The organism is Treponema sp. OMZ 790 (assembly GCF_024181285.1).
GTDB lineage: Bacteria > Spirochaetota > Spirochaetia > Treponematales > Treponemataceae > Treponema_B.
Window position 1 is genome coordinate 2,410,895 of record NZ_CP051201.1, and the last position, 24,381, is coordinate 2,435,275.

At 37.6% G+C, this 24,381-nt stretch carries 24 protein-coding genes; 8 read left to right on the forward strand and 16 right to left on the reverse strand.

Annotation, left to right across the window (positions count from 1 at the left end):
* Window positions 1-36: 36 nt before the first annotated feature.
* The 9 genes from dnaJ to E4O01_RS11470 form a co-directional block, all read right to left on the reverse strand.
* Entirely contained in the window at window positions 37-1,173 is a 1,137-nt protein-coding gene (dnaJ, locus tag E4O01_RS11430) for a molecular chaperone DnaJ (RefSeq protein WP_253692313.1), read from the reverse strand.
* A 91-nt stretch (window positions 1,174-1,264) separates the two neighbouring features.
* Window positions 1,265-3,211 carry a molecular chaperone DnaK gene (dnaK, locus tag E4O01_RS11435; protein WP_253692314.1) on the reverse strand — a complete coding sequence of 649 codons (1,947 nt, stop codon included), beginning with the start codon at window positions 3,209-3,211 and terminating at the stop codon, window positions 1,265-1,267.
* A gap of 19 nt (window positions 3,212-3,230) precedes the next feature.
* On the reverse strand, window positions 3,231-3,983 hold the full coding sequence (locus tag E4O01_RS11440) for a nucleotide exchange factor GrpE (RefSeq protein WP_253692315.1): 753 nt from the start codon (window positions 3,981-3,983) through the stop codon (window positions 3,231-3,233).
* Between the two features lie 145 nt (window positions 3,984-4,128).
* Window positions 4,129-5,031: a Fic family protein gene (locus E4O01_RS11445; protein WP_253692316.1), complete on the reverse strand. Its 903-nt coding sequence runs from the start codon at window positions 5,029-5,031 to the stop codon at window positions 4,129-4,131.
* Between the two features lie 200 nt (window positions 5,032-5,231).
* Window positions 5,232-6,161: a hypothetical protein gene (locus tag E4O01_RS11450; RefSeq protein ID WP_253677452.1), complete on the reverse strand. Its 930-nt coding sequence runs from the start codon at window positions 6,159-6,161 to the stop codon at window positions 5,232-5,234.
* Between the two features lie 181 nt (window positions 6,162-6,342).
* Window positions 6,343-7,110, reverse strand: coding sequence for an ABC transporter ATP-binding protein (locus E4O01_RS11455; protein WP_253692317.1), 768 nt, complete (start codon window positions 7,108-7,110; stop codon window positions 6,343-6,345).
* Entirely contained in the window at window positions 7,097-7,855 is a 759-nt protein-coding gene (gene cobK / locus E4O01_RS11460) for a precorrin-6A reductase (protein ID WP_253692318.1), read from the reverse strand. The genes E4O01_RS11455 and cobK overlap by 14 nt, the downstream gene beginning before the upstream one ends.
* Window positions 7,852-8,574: a precorrin-3B C(17)-methyltransferase gene (gene cobJ / locus E4O01_RS11465; protein ID WP_253692319.1), complete on the reverse strand. Its 723-nt coding sequence runs from the start codon at window positions 8,572-8,574 to the stop codon at window positions 7,852-7,854. Before cobJ ends, cobK begins: the two co-directional genes overlap by 4 nt.
* Before the next feature lie 18 nt (window positions 8,575-8,592).
* Entirely contained in the window at window positions 8,593-10,215 is a 1,623-nt protein-coding gene (locus E4O01_RS11470) for an ATP-binding protein (RefSeq protein ID WP_253692320.1), read from the reverse strand.
* A gap of 295 nt (window positions 10,216-10,510) precedes the next feature.
* Here E4O01_RS11470 and E4O01_RS11475 point away from each other — a divergent pair, with 295 nt between their 5' ends.
* Both E4O01_RS11475 and E4O01_RS11480 read left to right on the forward strand, forming a co-directional pair.
* Window positions 10,511-10,726 carry a hypothetical protein gene (locus E4O01_RS11475; protein ID WP_253692321.1) on the forward strand — a complete coding sequence of 72 codons (216 nt, stop codon included), beginning with the start codon at window positions 10,511-10,513 and terminating at the stop codon, window positions 10,724-10,726.
* Window positions 10,716-11,651, forward strand: coding sequence for a radical SAM protein (locus E4O01_RS11480; protein WP_253692322.1), 936 nt, complete (start codon window positions 10,716-10,718; stop codon window positions 11,649-11,651). The genes E4O01_RS11475 and E4O01_RS11480 overlap by 11 nt, the downstream gene beginning before the upstream one ends.
* Window positions 11,652-11,656: 5 nt before the next feature.
* On the opposite strand, the gene E4O01_RS11485 is transcribed toward E4O01_RS11480, so the two are convergent.
* From E4O01_RS11485 to E4O01_RS11515, 7 genes are all read right to left on the reverse strand, one after another.
* Window positions 11,657-13,039, reverse strand: coding sequence for an MATE family efflux transporter (locus E4O01_RS11485; protein WP_253692323.1), 1,383 nt, complete (start codon window positions 13,037-13,039; stop codon window positions 11,657-11,659).
* A 21-nt stretch (window positions 13,040-13,060) separates the two neighbouring features.
* Complete coding sequence (locus E4O01_RS11490; protein WP_253692324.1) at window positions 13,061-13,876, reverse strand: hypothetical protein; 816 nt, start codon at window positions 13,874-13,876, stop codon at window positions 13,061-13,063.
* Between the two features lie 47 nt (window positions 13,877-13,923).
* A complete protein-coding gene (cbiG, locus tag E4O01_RS11495; RefSeq protein ID WP_253692325.1) occupies window positions 13,924-14,961 on the reverse strand; it encodes a cobalt-precorrin 5A hydrolase in 1,038 nt (345 codons plus the stop codon).
* Complete coding sequence (gene cobM, locus E4O01_RS11500; RefSeq protein WP_253692326.1) at window positions 14,958-15,707, reverse strand: precorrin-4 C(11)-methyltransferase; 750 nt, start codon at window positions 15,705-15,707, stop codon at window positions 14,958-14,960. The genes cbiG and cobM overlap by 4 nt, the downstream gene beginning before the upstream one ends.
* Before the next feature lie 132 nt (window positions 15,708-15,839).
* On the reverse strand, window positions 15,840-17,348 hold the full coding sequence (locus tag E4O01_RS11505) for an ATP-binding cassette domain-containing protein (RefSeq protein ID WP_253692327.1): 1,509 nt from the start codon (window positions 17,346-17,348) through the stop codon (window positions 15,840-15,842).
* The gene (locus tag E4O01_RS11510) at window positions 17,345-18,898 is read right to left on the reverse strand and encodes an ABC transporter ATP-binding protein (RefSeq protein WP_253692328.1); all 1,554 of its coding nucleotides are present in this window, start codon (window positions 18,896-18,898) and stop codon (window positions 17,345-17,347) included. The genes E4O01_RS11505 and E4O01_RS11510 overlap by 4 nt, the downstream gene beginning before the upstream one ends.
* Window positions 18,899-18,901: 3 nt before the next feature.
* The gene (locus E4O01_RS11515; RefSeq protein ID WP_253692329.1) at window positions 18,902-20,020 is read right to left on the reverse strand and encodes an MFS transporter; all 1,119 of its coding nucleotides are present in this window, start codon (window positions 20,018-20,020) and stop codon (window positions 18,902-18,904) included.
* A gap of 226 nt (window positions 20,021-20,246) precedes the next feature.
* On the opposite strand from E4O01_RS11515, the gene E4O01_RS14895 reads away from it, so the two are divergent.
* The 6 genes from E4O01_RS14895 to E4O01_RS11540 are packed head-to-tail and all read left to right on the forward strand — an operon-like array spanning window position 20,247 to window position 24,377.
* Entirely contained in the window at window positions 20,247-20,429 is a 183-nt protein-coding gene (locus E4O01_RS14895) for a winged helix-turn-helix transcriptional regulator (RefSeq protein WP_371819655.1), read from the forward strand.
* Window positions 20,430-20,483: 54 nt separating this feature from the next.
* On the forward strand, window positions 20,484-21,275 hold the full coding sequence (locus E4O01_RS11520) for a methyltransferase (protein ID WP_253692330.1): 792 nt from the start codon (window positions 20,484-20,486) through the stop codon (window positions 21,273-21,275).
* Between the two features lie 51 nt (window positions 21,276-21,326).
* The gene (locus E4O01_RS11525) at window positions 21,327-22,082 is read left to right on the forward strand and encodes a ParA family protein (RefSeq protein WP_253692331.1); all 756 of its coding nucleotides are present in this window, start codon (window positions 21,327-21,329) and stop codon (window positions 22,080-22,082) included.
* Complete coding sequence (locus tag E4O01_RS11530) at window positions 22,075-22,971, forward strand: ParB/RepB/Spo0J family partition protein (protein ID WP_253692332.1); 897 nt, start codon at window positions 22,075-22,077, stop codon at window positions 22,969-22,971. Before E4O01_RS11525 ends, E4O01_RS11530 begins: the two co-directional genes overlap by 8 nt.
* Before the next feature lie 12 nt (window positions 22,972-22,983).
* Complete coding sequence (locus E4O01_RS11535) at window positions 22,984-23,601, forward strand: hypothetical protein (RefSeq protein ID WP_253692333.1); 618 nt, start codon at window positions 22,984-22,986, stop codon at window positions 23,599-23,601.
* Window positions 23,601-24,377: a TIGR02757 family protein gene (locus E4O01_RS11540; protein ID WP_253692334.1), complete on the forward strand. Its 777-nt coding sequence runs from the start codon at window positions 23,601-23,603 to the stop codon at window positions 24,375-24,377. Before E4O01_RS11535 ends, E4O01_RS11540 begins: the two co-directional genes overlap by 1 nt.
* The last annotated feature ends 4 nt before the right edge of the window (window positions 24,378-24,381 follow it).

Here is a 24,381-nt window from a genome sequence, read left to right on the forward strand (position 1 = left end):
TAAAGTCTAAAGCAAAAAAAATTCAAACTGCCTATTTTAAGGCAAATCCTTTAAGGCTATGAGGTTCGGGGTCTCATTTTCGCCTTCAAGCTCGGAAATTTCCTGCAAAAGTTTTTTTGACTTTGACGATAATTTTGAAGGAATTTGCACTTGAATTTGAATGTAAAGATCGCCTTTTCGGCCTATGCCTGTAGGAACTCCTTCGCCGCGGATTCTTAAAAGTTTTCCGTTTTGTGTGCCGGCAGGGATTTTAAGCTTTAAGGTTTTTTCGTCAAGGGATTTGATGTTTATTTCTCCGCCCAAGGCAGCCTGTGTCATTGATATAGGCACTGCGCAGTAGAGGTCTATTCCGTTTCTCTCAAAATAAGGATGAGCTTGAACAAAGATAAATACAAAAAGATCTCCGTAATCTCCGCCTGACTGACCTGCGTTTCCTTGACTCGGAATGGTAATCCGTTTTCCGTTTTCGACACCGGCAGGAATGGTAACGATTATGCGCTGTTTTTTGCGCTCTAAACCGTTCCCTCCGCATTTTTTACACGGTTTTTCGATTATGGAACCTTCACCGCCGCAGGTGGGACATGGCCTAGATATAGAAAAGAAGCCCGTACTTTGGCGCACTTGCCCGGTACCTCTACAATCAGGACACATTCTTTTTGAGCTTCCGCTCTCGCTTCCTGTTCCGTGACATTCGGTGCACTTTTCGTTACGGGTGTAACTTAACTCGGCTTTTTTACCGTAGACTGCATCAACAAAAGAAATTTGAAGATCATAGCGAAGATTGGAACCGCGGATAGGGCCGGCATGGCGGCCTCCGAAACCGGAAGCACGGGCAAAACCGCCTCCGAATAGATTTTCAAAAATATCCGAAAAGCTTCCGCCGAAGATGTCTTCAAAACCTTGGAAGGCCGAAGGATCATAGCCTCCGCCGCCCGACATTCCGTCTACACCGGCATGGCCGAATTGGTCGTACATGCTGCGCTTTTTTTCGTCTATAAGAATTTCATAAGCTTCAGTAGCTTCTTTAAATTTTTCTTCAGCTGCCTTATCCCCTTGATTTTTATCGGGATGATATTTGATTGCTAATTTTCGATATGCTTTTTTGATTTCGTCATTTGAGGCTCTTTTATCTACGCCTAAAACCTCGTAATAGTCTCTTTTAGATGCCGGCACTAAAAACTCCCAGTATACAAATTTAATAGGCGGAGAAAAGAGAAATTATAAAATCTAAAGCCTCTTTCTCCGCCGTTTTAGTTCTTAAAATTTATTTATCATTATCATCATTTACGACTTCATAGTCAACATCATCGGCTGTGCCTGTGTTGGGCCCTGCTCCGGAAGCGCCGTAATTGGGGCCGCCCTGCTGAGCTCCTTGAGCACCTGCGTTGGGGTCTGCTCCTGCTTGAGCTCCCTGCTGCTTGTACATTTCTTCTGCAATCTTATAGGCTGCCTGCTGGAGACTTTCAGTCTTTGCCTTAATGTCGGCAGTATTATCGGAAGCAAGGGCCTGTCTTAAATCGGCTATTGCAGTTTCGATGTTTTGTTTATCGGCAGCTCCTATCTTGTCTCCCATTTCTTTAAGAGTTTTTTCGGTTTGATAAATAAGAGAGTCTGCATTATTCTTTGCCTCAACCTTTTCTCTTTCGAGCTTATCGTTTTCGGCATTGGCCTCAGCCTCTTTAACCATCCTGTCGATTTCGCTCTCGCTTAGGCCGCTTGAGCTTTCGATGCGGATGTGCTGTTCCTTTCCGGTTCCGAGGTCCTTAGCCGAAACGTGAACGATACCGTTTGCGTCAATATCGAAGGTAACTTCAATCTGCGGAACACCGCGGGGTGCAGGAGGAATACCTACGAGGTCAAAGTTGCCGAGAGTTCTGTTCTGGCTGGCCATACCGCGTTCCCCCTGCAATACATGGATAGAAACGGCAGTCTGTCCGTCGGCAGCCGTCGAGAAGACCTGACTCTTTCTCGTCGGAATAGTGGTATTTCGGTTGATAAGGGGAGTAAATACGCCGCCCATTGTCTCGATACCCAATGAAAGCGGAGTAACGTCCAAGAGAAGAACATCTTTAACGTCTCCGCCCAAGATACCGCCCTGAATAGCGGCTCCCATTGCTACGGCCTCATCGGGGTTTACGCTCTTAGAGCCTTCTTTACCGAAGATTTCTTTTATAATCTGCAAAATTTTGGGCATTCGGGTTGAACCGCCGACCAAAAGAATTTCGTCGATTTTGTCGGGAGTGATGCCTGCATCCTTCAATGCTTTTCGGCAAGGCTCCTTTGTTCTTTCAAAGAGGTCTTCGGTCATCTGTTCAAACTTAGCCCTGGATAGACTCTTTTGTAAGTGCTTAGGCCCGTTTGCATCGGCTGTGATAAAGGGCAAGTTTATATCGGCATTTGCAACGGAAGAAAGTTCAATCTTTGCCTTTTCGGCAGCCTCGCGCAAGCGCTGTAAGGCCATCCTATCCTTGGAAAGGTCGATACCGGTATCCTTTTTAAACTCGTCAACGAGCCAGTTTACTATTCGATTATCAAAGTCGTCACCGCCTAAATGGGTATCTCCGTTTGTGGATTTTACTTCAAAAACGCCGTCACCCAGTTCAAGAATAGAAATATCGAAGGTTCCTCCTCCAAGGTCATATACGGCGATTGTTTTTTCTTTTTTGGAGTCCTTGTTAAAACCGAAGGCCAAGGAAGCGGCAGTGGGCTCGTTTATAATTCGCTTTACTTCCAAACCGGCGATTTTTCCGGCATCCTTTGTTGCTTGTCTCTGAGCATCATTAAAATAAGCCGGAACAGTTATAACAGCTTCGGTTACGGTTTCGCCGAGATAGTCTTCGGCTGTTTTCTTCATTTTCTGCAAGGTAAAGGCGGAAATTTCCTGTGTGGAATAAAGTTTTCCGTCAATGTCGATTCTTACATCGTCGCCCTGAGGTACAATTTTGTAGGGAACACGCTTTAACTCGTCTGTGAGTTCATTGTAGCGGTGTCCGATAAAGCGCTTTACCGAGTAAACCGTTCTTTCGGGGTTGGTAATCATTTGGTTTTTTGCAGGCTGTCCTACAACCCTTTCATCTTTTGAGGTAAAGCCTACGATGGACGGAGTTGTTCTTCCGCCTTCAGAGTTCGGTATAACGACAGGCTCGCCGCCTTCCATTACCGATACGCAAGAGTTTGTTGTTCCCAAGTCAATTCCTATAATCTTTCCCATTTTCAATATCTCCTATTACCTAATTTTCGTTTGTTTTATCGGCGGCTTCGTTTTCTTCCGCCTCTTTTTCATCCTGCTTTTGGGCAGGCATTAAGACCATTACCTTGGAGTGACGGATCACTCTTTCCTTTAGTTTATAACCCTTTTGGAGTTCTTCCCCTACAACAGCCTCTTTTACATCAGGAGACTGAATCATCGAAACTGCTTCGTGAAGGTTCGGGTCAAAGGCTTCTCCCTTTGCAGGGTAATAGCTAAGTCCGTACTTTGAGCTCAGCATAGAAACCATTTGTTTTTTTATCATCACAACGCCTTCAGCAAAGGCATTGCTTGCGGCTTCTCCACCTTGATTTTTACCGGCATCGATAGCCCTGTCAAAATCATCCAGAACCTGTACAAGATCCAAAAGCAGATTACCGTTTGCATAGTCGATAGCTTCCTGCTTTTCCCTAATCATACGCTTGCGGTAGTTTTCAAAATCCGCAGCCTTGCGTAAATACTGATCCTGCCAGTCCTTACATTGAGCTTCCGATTCTTCGAGTCTTTTTGCAAGCTCAGAAGCCTTATCATTTTCCGTTTCTTTTCCGCATGTTTCGCCGGTAGAAGCGTTTTGCTCTGCTTTTTCTTCTTGAGGGATTTCTTTTGAAGCTTCACAACCGCATCCGGCCCCTTGTTCATCTTTCACGGCAGACTCATCTTTAGGCTGAAGGTCTTTTTCAAGTTCTTCCTTCTCCGCCTGTTTTTTATCGGCCTGCTTTTCATGATTCTTACTCATTTGAACTCCAACTATAGCTATAACTTTATCTTACTAAGAAGATACTAATAGAAAAAAAAAGGGTCAATAGCTTTTCTAAAATCATACCGTATTTTTTAAGATTTTTATTGTAAAACTACGCAAGCACTATGAATTAAAATAATAATTAATCATACATAATACCAAAATAATCCAAATATTGCTTCATTAAATCCTGTCCGGTAAAACAGGTATCCCTTAAAAAACCGCGTTCGTTTTTCCAATTTTTAATTCCTCTGTAATAGTAAATTTTTAGTTCTTCAGTAATTATGAAGGGAACAATATTATGTTTAAGACATTCCTTGAAAATTATTAATCTTCCGATACGGCCATTACCGTCTTGAAATGGATGAATAGCTTCAAACCGGACATGAAAATCTAAGATGTCATCAAAAGTGATTTTAGCTTTTAAATTGTATTCCGTTAATAATGCTTTCATCTCTGCTGCAACATCCGCAGGTTTTGTAGTTTCATCGCCGCCCACTTCGTTTTCCAGCATTTTATAATCCCCAACCTTAAACCATGATTTCCGGCTGTCAGTTGTACCGTACTTTAGAACATAATGAAGCTCTTTTATAAAACTTTCTGAAAGTTTCGTATGTGCACCTTCTATTATTAAATCAATACAATGAAAATGATTGACTGTTTCAACAATATCATCAACTCTAACAACGTCATCTGTAATGCCAATAGTTCTTGTTTCAAAAATGAATCGAGTCTGCTCGTGGGTAAGTTTTGAACCTTCGATGTGATTTGAATTATAAGTAAGATCAATCTGAATTTTGTGATAAATTCCGCCTTTCAGACCGGCTTCTTTTTCACGTTTAAGAAATGATAAGAGAGTATCTTGTTTTGCTGTATGACGAGTTTTTCGATGAGGCTTTTTTGCATCGGAAGGGATTTTCCATGTTTTACCTTCTAATAGAGCCCCCGCAATTCTACCCTGCAAGCAGTAATTTCTTACACTACGTTCACTGATTTGCCAGCGCTTTGCAGTTTCTTTAACAGATATGTATTTTATCTTATTCATAGGTAATATTATAACACATTATCGGCAATATATAAAGCGGATTTATGTATTTAAATTCAATTTTATTTTGCCGACAATAAAACGGTTTATTTGTACATTTATATTACTTTACCGGCTCAGAGGGCTGTCGTCTAGCATTCGCTTAACCTGCATTTGCGGCTCCTCCGCAATGGCAGGTTGAATATGAGTGTTAGAACTGATTATTTTTTATTTATAAAACAAAACAATGAATTGAAAAGTAAATAATTATATATTCTATATCTTTCAGAATAAAACATATTGATATTTGAAAAATTCATTGATGTACTCATCAAATATAATCTTTTTTCTTTTTCATCATAAAGATATGCATTAAAGGTTGCTGAACTACCTTCCGGATCACTTCCGAAAGCAATAATATATTTATCGGCTCCACAATTCCATAAAATTCCTTCACGCTCCAACTCTATTGACTGCCAATTATTTGGATGTCTGTTTTTATAATAGCCTTGGTTCATCGCAACATCCAAATCTTCTCTCTTTACTCCATTTTTCTCATAGAAATTAATTGTTATTGAGTTTGTACCACCTCCGTAAATCAGAAAAAATTTATCTTCGGAAGTCTTTTCTTTTTGACTAAAAGAAATTTGATTCCAATCATTATCAAAGAGCAGCATACCGAGTTTATTATTAAACACATTCGCTTCTCTAAAATTGAATAAATTTATATTCTCATCAAATTCCTTATCATCATAATTATATCTCCATACTTCTTTTTCTGATGTCTTTTGTTTTTCTAATTTTGAATCAATTTTCTTTACTATTGCTTTTGAAAATGATGAGTCAATTTTATTGGATTTTATATATTTTTTTAATTGCTGTTGTATCTTGGCATTTCGTGTATTTCTAAAAAAACTTTCAAGTAGTAGACTATTTATCGTTTCTTTTCCAATATTATTTTGATATATTTTATCGAAAGTTAAATCATCTACTACACGTTTGCCGGCATCCCATTCTGAAAGGTAATTCTTCATACTAAAATAAACCTGCATTTCTTCAGTTGACGGAACATAAAAAAAATATTTATTCTTTTCAGAAAACAGGCAATTAACTGAAAAAAATAAAACAATCACCAATACTACTTTTCTCATTCTTTTCTCCTCGCGCCGATAGGCGTCATTCTAACATACATTAAACCCGTCCAAATACTACCTCAAAAAATCATGTTTTTCAAGTCCGTAATTCCATAATTTTAGATTAAATTAAACATTTTTCCACTCTCATATTTCTCCATAGTTTGTAAACCAGATTGCAGCGGCGTTTATCTATGCATTATCTTGGAATCACGACCAATCTGTCGGATCTATTGATGATATCAGCTTCTATCTTATAGATGCTTAAAATATTTTGAGGGGTAAGAACCTCTTGGGGACTGCCTTGGGCAAAGAGTCGGCCGTCTTTCATGGCAAAAAGGTAGTTGCCGTAGCGGGCGGCCTGATTTAAATCGTGGAGAACCAAGACGGCCGTAACGCCCGTTTCCCTGTTTAGACGGTTTACCAGTTCCAAGAATTCTATCTGATGGGCCAAATCCAGATAGGTTGTAGGCTCATCGAATAGAAGAATATCGGGTTCTTGGGCAAGGGCCATGGCTATCCAAGCCCTCTGCCTTTCTCCGCCTGAAAGTTTTTCTAAGGTCTTATCGCGCAAGGAAAGGGTGTTTGTAAGGCGCATAACTTCTTCTATTATTTTTTTGTCGGAAGATTCAAAACCCTCAAACCATTTTTTCCGCGGATAGCGGCCGAAATAGACCAACTCTTCAACGCTTATATCGTCGGGCGTTCTGTTTTGCTGCAAAAGAATAGAAACCTTTTGGGCTAATCTTTTGGAATCCATTTTTGAGATGTCTTTTTCTTCGATAAAGATTTTACCGCCGGCAGGTTTTATAATTCCTGCTATGCTTTTTAAAATGGTAGACTTACCGGAAGCGTTGGGCCCGATTATCGAAACAACCTGCCCCTTTTTAACCCTCAAGTTTAGGTTTTGAACAACATGCTTTTCTCCGTAGGAAAGGCTTAAATTTTCTATCCTAAGCATGTCCATATCTTAAAACCTCATTTCTAAATTCTTCAAAGCCTTTAATGCCCTCTTCTTTTCTCCGTCTTAGAATTAAGGCCCTTATACCGAGGGCCGCACAGGCGGCGAGCTTTTCTTTTGTACCTCCGGCATCTCCGCTGTCCTTCATAACAACATAGGAGGCTCCGTATTCTTTAAACATAGCCTCATTTAAATTTTGGGAAAAGGGGCCGGTCATGGCAATTATGTCCTGAGTCACTACTCCCGCATTTTTACATTTTTCGACACTGTCAACCGTGGGTAAAATTCGGTACACAAAGCGGTTTGAAGAGCGGTACACTTCAAAATCGGCAAGGGTCTTGGAGCCTGTCGTAAAAAAAACAACAGAAGATTTTAATTCTTTTAAAAACGAGCAAAGACCTTCCATGTCATCAAATGTATAAAAATCGCCTTGGTCAAAATCGGCAGAGGATTGAGAAGCCCCGCGGGTAAAGCGCAAATATTTTATGTTCAAGTTTTGAGCGGTTGCTTTTGCATTTTGAGAAACGATGAGGGCGTAGGGATGGCTTAAATCGGCAATGAGGCTTATTTTTTCTTCAATACAAAACTGTTCCATTTGGGATTCATCCATTCTGCCGATTTTAAGTTTATGATTTTTAAAAAAGTCCCTGCCTTCTTCCGTTGCAACGCTCATTATGTAGGGCTCATTTTTTGCTTTTAAAAAATCTGCAAGGCTTCCGGCTTCGGTTGTTCCGCCTATAATCCAGATCATTTAATCTTATATCCTCGCGGGGTAATTATTTTTCCGTTTTGAATGTAGGTATTGCTGTTGCCTATTATTATGAGGCTGAACATGTCGATTTCATCGTAATTTATTTTTTGAAGCTCGGTAACGGTTATTTTTTCGTTGTTACGGCAGGCATTTTTTACTATGCCTACAGGTGTTTCGGGAGCCCTGAATTTTAAGATTATATTTACGGCTTCTTCGATATAATCGGAACGAGTTTTGGATTTTGGATTGTAGAGGCCAATTACAAAGTCGCCCTCCGCCGCTAAGCCGACTCTTTTTTTTATAACCTCATAATCGGTGAGCCTGTCGGAAAGGCTGATAAGGGCCGTATCGTGCATTAAGGGGGCTCCCAGTCTTGAAGCTGCGGCAAAGGCTGCGGAAATTCCCGGAACTATTTCGACATTTAAATCGGGAGCAAGTTCCAAGATTGGGCCTGCCATTCCGTAAAGCCCGGCATCTCCCGTGCTTATAATGCTTACGGTTTTTCCTTCCTTTACCTTTGAAACCGCATACTTACATCTTTCAATTTCGCCGGTCATTCCGGTTTGAAAAACTTCCTTTCCTTCGATAAGGGGTTTTACATATTCAATATAGCCCGAATAACCTACGATTATTTCGGACTCTTTTAAGGCCTCGACAGCCTGAACCGACATCTGTTCCGGCCCGCCGGGGCCGATACCTACAACAAATAGTTTACTCAATTTTGTTTCCTTTAAAATCTATTGGTTATCAAAAGTTTCATATTTCCAGTCTTTTATGGTGCGCTCCTTTTCGTCAAAGGATGAACCGATTAAGACTATTTTTTTACCGCTTGATTTAAAAGGCACAACATAGCCTTTTTCTTTTATCTGTGCTATTGCATCTTCCGCACTTCCGTTCCCGGCAAGTTTAAATTCAAAGATATAAATTGTATCTTTAGTATGCACGATGGAATCTGCTCTTCCTGCGGCACAGTGCACCTCAGTTTCTACAAATTGCCCCATCAGCTTAAAGATTAGGTACACGGCAGTCTGATAATTTTGCTCCCTAAGTTTTAGTTTGTCTTTAGGAAGATTGTCGTAGGGGACGCCTGCAATTATGGACTGCATTCTTTCCATAAAGCCGGCTACATTTCCGTTCTTCACATCTTCCGTAAAACGCCAAACGGAAGATGCTGTTTGATCGGTACGCAAGGAAGTGTAGTCAGGTAAAAGGTTTTTAAAAAAGCCGTAACGTACCTCATCATTGGGAAAGCCTAATCTGTAAAGAGCGGCCTCCCTTATATATTCTTTAATTGTAAGATAGCCGGACTGAAACAAAATCGGCAGAGGGTTTTTTTTGTCGGCTCGGTAATCGGCAAGGCCGGCTTCGTCAAGCTCAACATTTCCGTCAAGGTCGGGAATATTATAGTGAGCATCTTTTAGATAGTTTACCAAGAAGGTCGGTGTTCCCGTTGCAAACCAGTAGCTTCCAACATCCTTTGCAGAAAAAGCATTTAAAAGACTAAAAGGATTATAAACGCTCCTTCCTTCTTTTGCAAAAAGATATCCGTCATATCTTTTTTTAAGGAGGATTAAACATTCTTCAAAGCTTATTTTTTCTTTGTCGGCTAGTACCTGAATTTCGGGAGAAAAAACGGCTGTCAATTCTTCTTGAGTTATGCCGCAAAGGGCAGAGCAATCTTCGTGAAGGCTTATATCCTGCAAGTTATTTAAATCGCTAAAAATACTTACCTTGCTGAATTTGGTTACACCCGTTAAAAAGGCAAAGCGTATGTACTTGTCGCAAGTTTTTATAACGGAATAAAAAGATTTTAGAGTACTGCGGAATTCTTCGTTTAGAGTTTCATTTACCGACATTGTTTGCAAAAGCGGTTTATCGTACTCGTCTACGAGGATAACAACCTGCCTGCCTGTTTTTTCATAAGCTCGGCTGATAATGCCTGCAAAACGGGCAGATAAGCCGTCATCAGTTTTATTGCTTCCATATATTCTTTCAAGATTGGTAAGAAGATAATTTAAGGTTTGGTTTAAACCTTCTTTTTCATCATATTTTCCTATATTAAAATCCAAGTAAAGAACGGGATATTCAATCCAAGGCTCCGAGTTTTCAGCCTTAGCTCTTTCTTCTTCTGCCTTCTCAATGTATAGGCCGTTAAAGAGCTCTTTTTTTCCTAAAAAATAGGCCTCAAGAGTAGAAAGAAAAAGACTTTTTCCGAAGCGGCGGGGACGGCTTAAAAAGTAGACCTTACTGAAATTTGCAAGCCGAAACACATATTCCGTTTTATCCGCATATAAAAAATTCTTTTTGCGTAAATCTTCAAAACTTTGAACACCTATAGGCAGTTTTCTGTAAAGATTCAATCTTAAACCTCCTCAACCTGGATTTCATAATTAGAAGTCTCTAAAAACATCAGTTTTTAGAAACTTACCTTAACCTTTGCGATGTTTTTAATAAGTGGACTTATTAAAAACTCGTCGGTTATATCTAAAAATCTAACAAGATTTTTAGATATAACTAATTATATAACAAAAACACCTTATGTACAAGCCGAGGCAAAATTGAAATTGGATATCCTAGTTTGAGAGGTAAGAGATTATTAGATGGGTGTTTTTTTATTGAAAAGTATGATATAATAGGAGTAATCAGGAGGTTTGTATGTCTGATATTGCTTATTCCTATTTTAATCAGTTGGATAATCTTGAATTGCCGGATTTAGAAATTCTCGCTGAAAAAATAAACACATTAATTTTTTATAAAAAAAAGACTAATGACTCATCAATTGAAAACGGTTTATCTTTTTTTAATAGTATAAAAGGCACTGTAAAACGAGAAATAGATATCGAAAAAGTGGGAGATATTTATGGAATATGAAGGTAGAATTTGCAGGCCTCCTATGGAAAGGTCTTCTTTTATGCTTCCGGTAATGGTCGGCTGCTCATATAATAAGTGTAAGTTTTGTAATTTATTCCGCAGTATAAAGTATAGGGAACTGCCTCTTTCGCAAATTGAAGAGGAGCTTATACGCGTAAAAAATTTAAACGGGAACCTTTCTAAAATTTTTTTAGGGGACGGAAGCGCTTTTAATTTAAAAACGGAACATCTTTTAAAAATATTAAATTTAATTCATAAATATTTTCCCGATTGTAATTGCATAAACATGGATGCAACAATCACAGGCATTTTGCAAAAAAACGATGCCGAATTGGCAAGATTATATACTCACGGAATTAGAACTCTTTATATCGGAATAGAAAGCGGCTTGGAAGATGTGCTTTTATTTATGAATAAGGATCACACAAGGGCCGAGGCCGAAAGGACAATCTCTAAAATACAAGAACACGGCTATTCTTTCGGGGCACACATTATGACGGGCATAGCAGGAAAAGACAGAAGCATAGAAAATGCCGAGGCGACGGCAGAGTTTTTAAATAGAACGAAGCCCATCCGTGTTGTAAATTTTTCGATGTTTCTCCACAAAGAAGTTCCGCTTTACAAAGATATAAGGGCGGGAAAATATCAGGCTGCAAGCGAGACGGAAAATCTTATAGAAGAAAAAAGATTAATCGAGCTTTTAGGCAATGAGGTCTGCCCTATTTTTTATGACGGCTTCCATGACTATCGGGAGTTTAGGGTAAGAGGCTCTCTTCCTAAGGATAGAGAAAAGATGCTTAAACACATCCAAGCCAAAATCGAAAGCTACAAGCCTATGCAAAACGATTACGCCTTTGTAAACGGGGAATGTACGCCCTCTCTCGAGAAATCGGACGGCACAGGCAAGGTATGGAAAACCGCCTAAACAGATCAATCCGTAACAGAGCGGAGCCATTTACCTGAACGGATTCTCCAAAGGCCTAAAAGAGCCTTAAAGGGTTCTTCACTAAAAAGGCAAATATAAATTCCCCATGCCGGAATAGAAGTGTAAACCGATAAGGAATAGGCCAAGGGAATAGAAACACACCACATAACTGCCGTGTCGCAGATTATTCCGAATCGTGTATCTCCGCCTGCTCTCAGAATACCGACAAGCATGCACATATTAAAGGCTTTTAAGGGATAACAGCAGGCTAAAATTATAAAGAGCTTCATTACGGTCTCTAAGACTATTTTTTCTACATTAAAGAAAATGGGAGTTAAATAAGAAATCGGAATTAACATAGCTCCGACAAAAATTGCAACAAAGGGAACAAAGATTGAAACCTTTACCGCATAAGTTTTTGCCTCATCATAATTTTTCTCTCCGATTTTTTTGCCTATCAAAACGCTGACTCCGTTTCCGAAGCCTATAAAGATAACCCATGTCAACATCGAAACGGTGTTTGTGATATTATAGGAGGCATAGGCAAAGGTTCCGATTCCTGCAAATATCTTATGGTGAAAGGTGATACCCAAAGACCATAAGGACTCGTTTATTAAAACAGGCATAACTATCGTAAAATATTGCCTTATAAATTTAAGGTCAAAGTCAAAATGATTTTTGAGCTTTCCGAGTATGGGATATTTCTTTTTCTTTGTTACCGAAAAAAGAATCAAAAGCTCTGCAGCCCGGGAGGCGACTGTTGCAACAGCGGCTCCCTTAACTCCGAGGGCAGGAAAACCGAACAAGCCGAAAATCAAAACGGCGTTTAAGATTAAGTTTACAAAAAGAGAAACGAGGGTTGCCGCAACTGCGACCCTTACCTTTTCGATAGAGCGCAGAGTAATCATAAAAATAAAGTTCACGGCAAAGGGCAAAAAACAAAAGGCAGAAATACTCAGGTAGTCCACGCCCTTTTCGATTACCGCTGCATCCTTTGAGTAGAGGGATAAAATTTCTTTCGGGAAAATAGTGCAGGCCAAGGTAAAGAGGGTACTGAAAAAAACTGCAACAATGAGGGAGATTGCAAATGTTTTTTGTAAGCCGTTAAAATCTTTTTTGCCCCAAAACTGTGCAGTAAAAACCATACCGCCCGAACCTATTCCGTATAAAATCAAATTCAATAAAAAGAATAATTGATTGCCGAGGCCTACCGCCGCAAGTTCGACAGTTCCGAGCCGGCCTATCATTATGGTGTCTAAAATATTTACAAAGGAGCTTATAAAGTTTTGCAATATTATGGGCACGGCAATTATAAATAAATTTTTTAAAAAAGATTTATCGGAAAATACCGATTTTAAATTTACAGCCGGTTTTAAATTCGTAGTCATAAGTGTTAAAACTCCCCCGTATTAAAAATCTAAAATTTCTTTTCGATGTCTTATTCCTAAAAGGGATAAGTTTTCTTCAAGGCCGATACTTTGATCATAATTATCTTTTAGGTCAATCAAAAACCTGTTCATCGAAAAGTGCTGGTAAAGATAGATTTGCGGATTTTTTGTATTCTTATATAGATTCTTTATTTCGTCTGCGTAAGATTGAAATAAGCCGCGGGGTTTAAGCTCGCTATAGCCTACAAGCCATATAGGACAGTCCAATTTTTTTTGAAGCTCAGCCGTTTTTTGAGCCGTAAAAATCTGAGTCTCTTCATAAAATTTTTTAAAAGAACCGACCCCGTCTTTTTTTAAAAGAAAATCTAGCTGTTTTGTCTTGGCAGTATGAATGGGCGTTTTGTTTAGGATAATAACATTCTTCCTAAAATCGATTCCGAACGAGAGATTTTTTTTAAAGAAATTATCCGCAATCTTTCCTGCAAGACCGACAAGGTACTTTTGGTTTTTATGCAGCTGCTCATTTTTCCCCGGATTATCGCCTATGACGATGAGCTTAATTTCATCATCTTGACCGATTAAATCCCAAGCGTGATTATACACTATCGGAGTTTCCACAGGATAGGGAGGAGTCTTAGCCGCTAATGCCGCCTCTTCTTGAAGCTTGGCCAAACCCTCCTTAAAAAATAAAGCATTTTCTTTTTTAAAAGATTGGGCGGCACAGTTTTCTAAAAAAGGTTCTTTATATTTATATCCCAAAATATCAAGGTAATGAATACATTCGGCTTTATACCCGCTTTTAAATTTACAAAAAGCATTCCACTTATCTTTTTCCATCGGTGGGATATTATATCAGATTATAGAGGGGTTTGAAAAGGGGAGCCTCACTCCTCCGCAACCGAAACCGTGACGCCCTCATGTTTAAACTTATCTAAAATTATTTTGCCGCCGAGGAGAAAGGCGGAAGGGGCGGAGACATTGTAAACTCCGACTGTCTTTTTTACAAAGTCTGACTTTTCAAAATTATCTTCGATTTTTTCTATTTGGCTTTCAGAAAAAAAGACCGGGCTTATGTTTAGTTCTTTTGCAAAATCAAGCAAGCCTTTTTCGTTTTGTTTTAATTCTATCGAGGCTATGGCCTTAACTGCCCTTAAATCCTTGTTTATTGAATCAAGAGTCCGCCTTACCGTCTCGGCAAGGGTTTCTTTATTCACTCCTTTTTTTAAGCCTATCCCAAGGTTTAAATTTTTCGGCACCAAGTGTACCATTGGCAAAGAATCGCTTAAAGCAGATACCGTTTCTCTTTTTTTATTTGAAACGATGATAAGGCCTTCAAGGCTTTTTTCTTCTTTTAAGGCTTTTAGATTTGAGTTAAAATCTTCCTCTTGCAAAATAAAAAGATTGGGGTAATTTATAGGAGGTGCCTTATCTTCGGAATAAAAACCGATATTTTTTCCGTCTACCATGAGGGCTGTGATTATTTTTGCATCTTCCATGGACAAGATGGCGTAGTTATTTTTTTGAGCAAACAAGTCTACGGCTTCTATGTTGCGGCCGTCGGAAGCTGTTGTAATCACACTCACAGCCCCTATCGTACTTGCAATTTTTTCGGTAAGCGCATTGGCTCCGCCCAAATGCCCCGACAACAATGAAATTACAAAGCGTCCCATATCATCGATTACAAGCACGGCAGGGTCTTGGCTTTTATCCTGAATATAATCCCTTATCATTCGGACGGCAATACCGGTAGAAGAAATAAAAATAAGGGCATCCCTGTTTTTAAAATCATCGGGAATAAGGGACCAGATTCCGCCGGCTGTTTTTGCATTATAAAAATGCTCGATTTCGGAATTCAAGCGGGATAATTTTTCTCCCAAGAGCTTTCCTTTTTCGGTAAACGAATAGACCGCTATTTTTTTCATTCTTCTGCTTTTCTGAATTCGTGAGAAAATTTGGGATTGTAAAGCCGGGACCTTTCATAAGACCCGGCAATAAAATTCCCCACCAAGATTTGAGCCGTTTTGTTTACTCCGACCTTCTTCACTTTTTGAGCGATATCGCCGAGGGTTCCGGTTATTATTTCTTGATCTTCCCAAGTGGCCTTGTAAATTACCGCAGCCGGGGTAGCCTCATCCTTATAGCCCTTGAGAAGTTCCGCAACTACATTTTCTATATTTTGCACCGATAAAAAAATCGCCATCGAAGCCTTGTGGGCAGCAAGGTCTGCCAGCTTTTCATCTTGAGGAACAGGGGTGCGGCCTTCCATGCGGGTAAGGATAATTGTCTGGCTTACATCGGGAAGGGTAAACTCTTTTTTGATTGCCGCCGCCGCTGCCGTACAAGAACTCACGCCCGGAATAACCTCATAATCTATTCCGAGCTTATCAAGTTCATCCATCTGCTCCCTGACGGCCCCGTAAATTGAGGGGTCTCCGGTGTGAAGCCTCACAATTTGAGCATTGCGGTTTTCTTCCATAACTTTGATAACTTCTTCAAGGGTCATTGAAGCCGAGTTATAGGTTTTGCAATTATGCTTTGCAAACATCAAATGAGCTTTTGAAACCAAAGAGCCTGCATAAATGATAACATCGGCCGTTTCAATCAGCCTGCGTCCTTTTATCGTAATTAAATCCGGATCCCCCGGACCCGCTCCTACAAAATAAACCATAAGTATTCCTTATAAAATAAACCTTCCTTTTATTGTTTTTAATCGAGAGTATTCTACTATTCTTTAAAGGTTTGTGTCAAGGCAAAATATATTATGGCATCTCTAAAAAGCTGAAGTTTTTAGAGGTTTCCATTAGAAGTTTACTGTATTGTCGGCAATTTCTTTGAGACGCTTATCATGTGAGGTAAAAATAACCGTTTTGGTTTTTAAAATTTTTATAAGTTCTTCTAGTGATTCGCTGTCCAAATTATTTGTAGGCTCATCTAAAATTAAAATACCTTTTGAGTTTAACAAGCTCCGTACAATATCCGTTTTTTTTATTTCTCCGCCTGAAAAATTAGTGTCATCTTTTTCGGCAAAAGTCCTTTCCGCAGGTTTTTCAAGTGAAAATGTTTTAAGCATTTTATTTATTTCGTTTTCAGGGATTTCATTACCCAATGTGATGTTTTCTTTTATACCTGTATTAAATAAAAGTGAGGTCTGCGGAACATAACCCAGGGCTTCTTTTACCGGATTTGAAAATATGATTTCTCCTGCCTGAGGTTTAAGTTCACCTGCAAGGATTTTTAAGAAAATACTTTTACCTGTTCCGTTTACTCCCTCAATTAAAAGTTTATTATCTTTTTTTATTTTAATATCAGGGAATGAAAATTTTCTGCCGTTGATTGTGTAAACAAGATTTTTAGTTTCAAGATTTTCATAACCTGTTTTAGGCATATTTGAATTATCAAAATTTAAAAAGAAATTTACACGCCCCTTTATAATCTTCATAAACGGAATTATCTGTACCCATTCAATAAGTAATTCTATTATTTGTCCGATAGGGTAAATTAAAAAAAGTGAAGCAGCCAGATTTTCAATGGTGACGGATTTAAACAAAAAAGAAAAACTTATAACAATTAACACTTGTATTGAATATTTACAAAGTCCTAAAATTGCTTTTGAAAGCGAGAGATTTATAATATTTTTTTCGGCATGTTTATTTATATAAGAGCTGTAATTCTTATTATATAATTCTAAAATATTTTCTTTAAGTGAAAATAAAATAAGGGGAATTTTATTGTTTACAATATTTTCTTCAAATGCAATACGGTCATTATTGTAAGCTGCAGAATGGGAGTAGTAAATTCCTTCCAAATGTGAATATAATTTATTAAATAAAATAGGGATTGCCGATACGCAAAACACTGTGAGTAAAAAAATTATATTGGTGCTTTGAATAAAAAGTATGGCAATTAATACGGTTACGACAATCGGTGTAACAATGAGAGTACGCAGTTTTAGCCTATATTCGATTAAATCCGATTCAAAAAGCTGTAAAATGCTTCCGCTTCCCGAATTATGTACCTGGCTTATGTCTTTTTGCAAAATCGATTTTAAATTAACACCATCGTGTAAAACGGACTTTTTTAAAAACACCTTTGCACTTAAAAAAGCTGCAAATGGGGAAATAAGAGAAAGCAATAAAATTATAAGCAGGGCTTGTAAAATAATGCCGTCGGCAGAAGTTTTATTATAAATATGAGATACGATAATTCCAACCTGTGCCGAAAAATAAACAGGTAAAAAAAGTGAAATAATTTGTGAGGCGCTTTCCAATAAAAAACTAGACCAAAATATTTTTACCGTTTTTAAATTCATTTATTTTCTCCTATATTTAATATTTTTGAAAAACAGAATTCAATATCTTTATCGTGTGAAATAACCATAAGGGTATTTTTATATTCCGTTAAATCTTTTTTTAATGCCGAAATTCCTTGCGCGTCCAAATCATTTGTAGGCTCATCCAGTATAACCATCTTGTTTAACATAAATGCCAAAGGAAGTAAAAGCTTTTTCTTTTCACCGCCTGAAAGGTCTTTAATTTTTGTGTGCTTATGTTTTTCAAATTCAAAATCGTAGACTTTAAATTTTTCTTTAAGAGCCTTAATATCGATATTATTTTTTTCGGCAACAGTATTTATAAAGTCTTCAGCCGTTAAAGAGAGTACAGGAAAGTCTTGAGGAAGGTAAATGCAGTTTTTTATAAAACAATTTTCGGAGACCTCTGCGCTGTTTTTAATTCCGGATTCTGTTTCAATTTCTATTATGCCTTCATATTCGATTCCGCAAAAAAGACATTTTATTAAAGATGTTTTACCGATTCCGTTTTCACCCTTGATTAAAACCTTATCATTTTTATTTATACAAAAAGAAACAGGTTTAAGTTTTTCTTTTAAATAAGAAGGAAGAACATCTTTATATTCTATTTTTGTAAATTCTGCATTTGATGATTTTATGTCTGTGTTTTTATTTACAAGATTTTGAAAACGTTTTAAGCTTACGGTAAAACTATTTTTTGCTCCTATGATTGAAAACATCATTACTGTCCGTGAAAAAAAGACGGGTAAAATTGCGGCCGTGCTTATTGCTTCTTGTACCGTTATGATTTCTTTTGTTTTAAAATATGCAATTAAAAGATAGCTTAAAAGCGTAATAATTACTTCCGAAAAGCTGTGTAAAAAATCTTCAAGTTTTGCAAAGAGTTCAGCCTTGTTTCCGAGTTTACAAAATTCGTCCGTTATTTTATAAAAGCGTTTAAAAAACCAAGAATGTACCCGGTATAAATTTATCATTGCATTAAGATTAAAGGCTTCGATAAAATAATTGCTTAATCTTTTTTCAACCTCTCTCGTATCCCAATAAGTTTGCATAAAATATTTACGCAGTACTAAATCAGGAACGATACATAAAAAAGAAATTACCAAAATACAAAAAGCCAAATAAAGATTGGAACTAAAAAGAAAAAATAAAACGGCCCCATATAATATAAGATTGGAAATAAAAATCGGCTTTTCTGTTCCGTAAAACGAAGCAATTATTCTGCTGTCTTTGTTTAAAACGGAATTTACATTTTCGTAAGTATTTTTATTGTTTAAAAATAAGCATGAATCAAGCACCTCATTGCGTAAGTCTTGCATTTTTTCTAAGGTTACCAGCATACGCAGTTTGCGTGCATAAAAGCTGCAAAGGAAGAAAAAAAACGCTGCAGCTAAAAACAAATAAATATAAGGAAGCGGTTTATGCAGCGAGGTAAGCAAAGCTGCAATTATTCTTAGTAAGGCATATTCTAAAATAACAGCAAGAGAGGTAAATATAAAATTAGCCGGAGAATGAAGTGCAGGGCTTTTCATTTTTGTAGAGTTATACATAAATTAATGCTTTGTCAACCCCATAGCCGATCTTCCCAAAAATAAAAATAGAACCAAAGCTGAAATGCTGTAAATGGAATTCCCCGTAAAAAGCATTTTCCAGCCCGTATTAAAAGGTATTAAAAAGACCGGTGCTATCCCGACTCCTATATATGAAATTAAACCTACAATCGAAAAGCCGATACTTCTCTCTTCTTCATTTTCAAAACTACCGATAGCGACATAAAACATCTTGAAGAGACTGCCGTAACCTAAACCGTATATAAAAGCAAAAAAATATAGCAAAAAGGTTCCGCCTAAAAGCACAAGAGAAATTTGACCTGCTATAATAAAAAACAATGCAAAAAGCACCATATTAAACTTGTAGTTTATTTGTTTAAAAAACTGAACCAAAATATATCCTGACCAAAAAAAGAGATAGTATATTCCGATTGATAAATTTACCGATTTAAAATATATAGGCAAATAAGATATTATTGAGCCGTATGATATTGATGAAAATAATAGAACAATAAACGAAATTTGAAATATTTTATTCGACAAAACCTTTTTCAAATTATAAAGCATTTTAGAAGCCGAATCTTCACCGCCGTTTACTTTTTGCCGATTTAAGGATAACGAAATTATTGTCATTATAGCGGCAAATACGGACCAAGATACAAAAAGAAAATAAGGATTAGTATTATAAACATTTTCACCTATGATGGGTGAAAACACGGAAGCTACGGCGACGATAGCATTATATATGCCCAAATTAGAAGTACGCTTATTTTCATTTTCGCTGAGCAATACTAAAATTGCGGGAGGAACTAAACCGATAGATATGCCGAATAAAACTGTTCCGATAAACATCCAAGTCATGCTGCCGCTTTCAATTACCAAAATAAGACAGCCTGCAGTGAACAGTATACCTCCCAATATAATTTCAGTCCTCGCCTTTAAAAAATTCCCGATTGAAAAAACACGCGTAAACAGGAGAGAGCTTATAAATGTCATCATAATAATATTTATATCCCCTGTTTTTTTGTTGATATTAAATACTATTAAAGATAACAAAGCCGTCAACATCGAAAAAATAAAATTTATAAAAAACGAAACAGTGAATAATTTTTTCTCGTTCATAAAAAAGATCATCCTTATTTGAGTATAGTAAATATAAGCCGTTCTGTCAATCAATTTATATCAGGGGGGAAGAGTACTTAAGTTCATTGATTTTGAAGGAGATTTTAGAATTTGCTTATATCGGAACATCAGGATAGACGGCACCAATCCTGTCACCAATGGCACCAATCCTGTCACCAATGGCACCAATCCTGTCACCAATGGCACCAATCATGAACCTAACGAAATTTTATACGAAAAAGTATTAGATTCGTTAAAAACAAACCCAAAAATTACTCAACAAGAAATAAGTAAACTGGTCAATACCTCGCTTCGTACCGTTAAGCGTATTTTAGCCCGTTTGCAAGAAGAAAATATTGTAAAACGAGAAGGGTCATCAAGATCGGGCTCTTGGCTTGTGATTGAATAAACGAGATAAATAGTTTCAGACACCTATTTTTAAAAATTTACATGCGGTTTAAAAATGCTTGACATAATTTTTATCACCGCTTATAATCTTTTTATAAATTTAACTACAGCAATTTTTATCTGTAAACTTATGAATGAAATTATAAAGAATTTAAAAAAACATTCACCCCGGTCAGTTTTGGAATTTGGATTCGGAAGCGGATATTTAACGAGGCTTATCCGAAAAGCCTATCCAAATACTTTTAATACTTTTTTTACAGGTATAGATAAAAATCCGAATTTTATTAAAGATAACATCATCACTTTGTTTGACGAATATTTTTGTGAAGATATTTTATCCTTAAATATTAAACATAAATTCGATTTGATTGTTCTAGGCAATCCTAGAATTCCATTTTGGTGGATTTATAATTGTTATACTATCAAATCTTATACGGAAATTATAAAAAGATTAGTATCATTACTGGAAGAAAATGGCAGTTTGTTTTTTATAGTTAAAACCTATAAAAACTGCACTCAAAAATCAGAAATACTTTTTAAAGAATATCAAGATTTTTTGTTAATCGATGCTTCCGAAAAAGAATATCCGCCAAATTTAAATGAATTCATAAACACCGATATTATTAACTTAACAAAAAAACTGTTGATCGAATTGGGAATTATTGATGTAGATGTAATTTCAATTAAAGATACCGAAAAATGTATTTACCCTGAAGAACCGTGTAAAAATGCTAAAATAAAAATAACACGCGAAAATTTAAAAAAAGCAGCTAATTTGGATTGTCAAATTAGTCGATTCGGTTTATCCTATGGGTATTACGATATTTTAACTGCCAAAAATTCATAAAGCTTAAAAACCCCTTACATAAATATTAAAAATCATGTATAATAAATTATTATGGGAAAAACATTTGTTTTTGTAAACCAAAAAGGCGGGGTCGGGAAGACGACTTCCGTTATTAATTTGGGTGCTTACATCGCACTGACAGGCAAAAAAACTCTTTTAATAGACTTTGATCCTCAGGGGAATATGTCTTCAGGTGTCGGTATTCAAAAAAAGCGGCCGACCGTTTATGATGCCCTTGCCCAAAAGACCTCAATAAAAAACACCATCTACCCTACTACTGTAAAAAACTTGTCGGCAATCCCGGCTTCAATAGACCTTTCGGGAGCAACGGTAGAGCTTGTAGAAGAAGCAGACAGAGAATTCTATCTTAAAAACATTATCGAAAGCGTAAAAAGCGAATACGATTATATCCTAATCGACTGTCCTCCGTCTTTGGGCATTTTAACCCTAAACGGACTTACGGCAGCCGACCAAGTGTATATACCGCTCCAATGCGAATACTTTGCCCTTGAAGGATTAACCCTCCTTTTACAAACCGTTCAAAGGGTACAGCAAAACCTTAATCCTTCCCTTGAAATAGGCGGAATATTTTTTACAATGTTCGATTCAAGAACGAATCTTGCCCAAGAAGTTGTACAACAGGTATCTTCATATTTTAAAGATAAGGTTTTTTCGACCATTGTTCCGCGGAATGTAAGACTATCCGAAGCGCCATCGCATGGGGTGCCTATTTGCAATTATGATGCGAAATGCACCGGAGCACGAAGTTACGAAAAACTTGCACATGAGGTACTGAACCGTGGCTAAAAAATCGGCATTAGGACGGGGGCTCGATGCCCTCTTGGAAGAGCAACCTTCAAATCATTCGGTACAGAAAACCCTAAATATTTCCGAAGGCTCGATTATCAATATTGACCCGAAATTACTCCAACCCAATCCGTATCAGCCTCGAAAAACTTTTGATGAAGAAAAAATAAACGAACTTGCAGAATCAATAAAAGAACACGGAATAATTCAGCCGATTGTAGCCGAAAAACATGAGGACAAGGGTTATTTTATAGTAGCAGGCGAAAGGCGCACAAGAGCCGCCGTCACTTTAGGCTTGGAAACCGTTCCTGTAATCCTGCGCAGCTTTGAAGAAAAAAAGAAGCTGGAAGTAGCTTTAATAGAAAACATTCAGAGAGAGGACCTAAACGCAGTAGATGAAGCCCTTGCCTACCAAGAGATCATGGAGCTCACCCGCATAAACCAAGAGGAGCTTGCAAAAAGGGTCGGGAAAAGCCGATCGGCAATTACAAACAGTTTAAGAATATTAAAACTGCCCGAGGAAATGAAAGACGCTTTGCGGGTAAATAAAATCTCGGCAGGTCATGCACGCTCTCTCTTATCCATAGTAAATCCTGCCGATCAAAAAATTCTTTTTACAAGAATTTTAGAATCGGAACTATCGGTGCGCGAAGCCGAATCTATGGCAGCCGATCTTAATTCGGGAATCGGACGCATAACAAAAAAACAAAAAAAAGAACAAACTTCTCTTTCTTCCGATGATTTTGAGTTAAGAGATATTGAGCAGCAATTTATAAATTCCTTGGGAACAAAGGTACAAATAAAAGGAAACTTAAAAAAAGGTGTCGTCGAAATATCATACTTTTCAAAAGATGATTTGGATATGTTGTATCAAAAATTAAACTCATAGGGGGAAAATGATATGGCAAAAAAAGCAAGTGAAACAAAAAAAACAGGGACTGCAAAAAAGGTTAAAACACCGGTAAAAGACCCTGTAAAAAAATCGGCTAAAACTAATGCAAAAAAAACGGCAAAGTCTCCGGCTAAAAAAACTATTTCAACCTACAAACAATCCGCAGCCGAAAAAAAACTTGTAACCGAACTAATGGAGCTTACGAAGCAGATGGATGCTGAAGGCCTCTTGTTTTTAATAGAACAGGCCCGCGTTCACTTATACAATATGCAGGTAGAAGCTCTTGAAGAAGACTTGCAGGCAATAGAAGAAAAAAGAGCAAAGACCGTCAGCGTCAAAAAAGCACAGCCTAAAAAAGATTTTAGAATTGAAAGAGCAAGTGACGGTTCCGTTTATCACATAATAAGCGGCGGAAAATGGAAGCTGATCAATGCTGATGAACTTTTCAGCATTTTGAAAATCGTAAATGCAAAACTGGATGACAATGAAATAAGGATCAACCTTATCCACTGGTTTTTTAAAGAAAGAGGCGATTTTGTTTCCGACCTTGGATTGGCCGACACCCACGATCCCCGCTGGCCGGAACTTATAAAACTTTTAAAAACAAATTTTAAGATAAAGATATAATGAGACCTCAATTTAAAGACCTAAAAAAAACTCTTGACAAGCTGGTAATAAAGTACGAAAAACCGGCCTTTATACCTGCCGATCCGATAAGTATTCCTCACCGTTTTTCTAAAAAAGAAGACATAGAAATTGCAGGTTTTTTTGTTTCTATTTTTGCATGGGGGAACAGAACGGCCATTTTAAAAAGTGCGGATAAATTGATGGCTTTCTTACAAAATCAACCTCATGCATTCTTAACTCAAAGCACACCTGCTCAGTTAAAAACGATAAGCACCTTTTATCACCGCACCTTAAATGGAGAAGACAGCCTTGCCATAGCAAAAGCTATAAGGCGCATTTATTTATCGGGCTCAAATTTTGAAGAATTATTTAAACCTAAAAATCGGGAAGAACCTTTGATAAGAAGAATGAGCCGATTTAGAAAAGAATTTATAAAAAACATGGAACCGCATAACATAAAACACATAGCCGACATGGAAGGCGGCTCTGCAGCAAAAAGATTAAATATGTTTTTACGCTGGATGGTAAGATCTAATGATAGGGGCGTTGACTTCGGTTTATGGAAAAGCATTAAACCGTCTGAGCTCTACCTCCCCTTGGACGTGCACTGCGCCCGAAGAGGAAGAGCCCTCGGCCTCTTAACTCGAAAACAAAACGACCGCAAGGCAGTCGAAGAAATTACGGAACGCCTCAGAGAATTTTGCCCTGAAGATCCTGCAAAATACGACTTTGCCCTTTTTGCTCCCGAAGTCGAAAAGGCCTTAGCAGAAAGATAAAAAT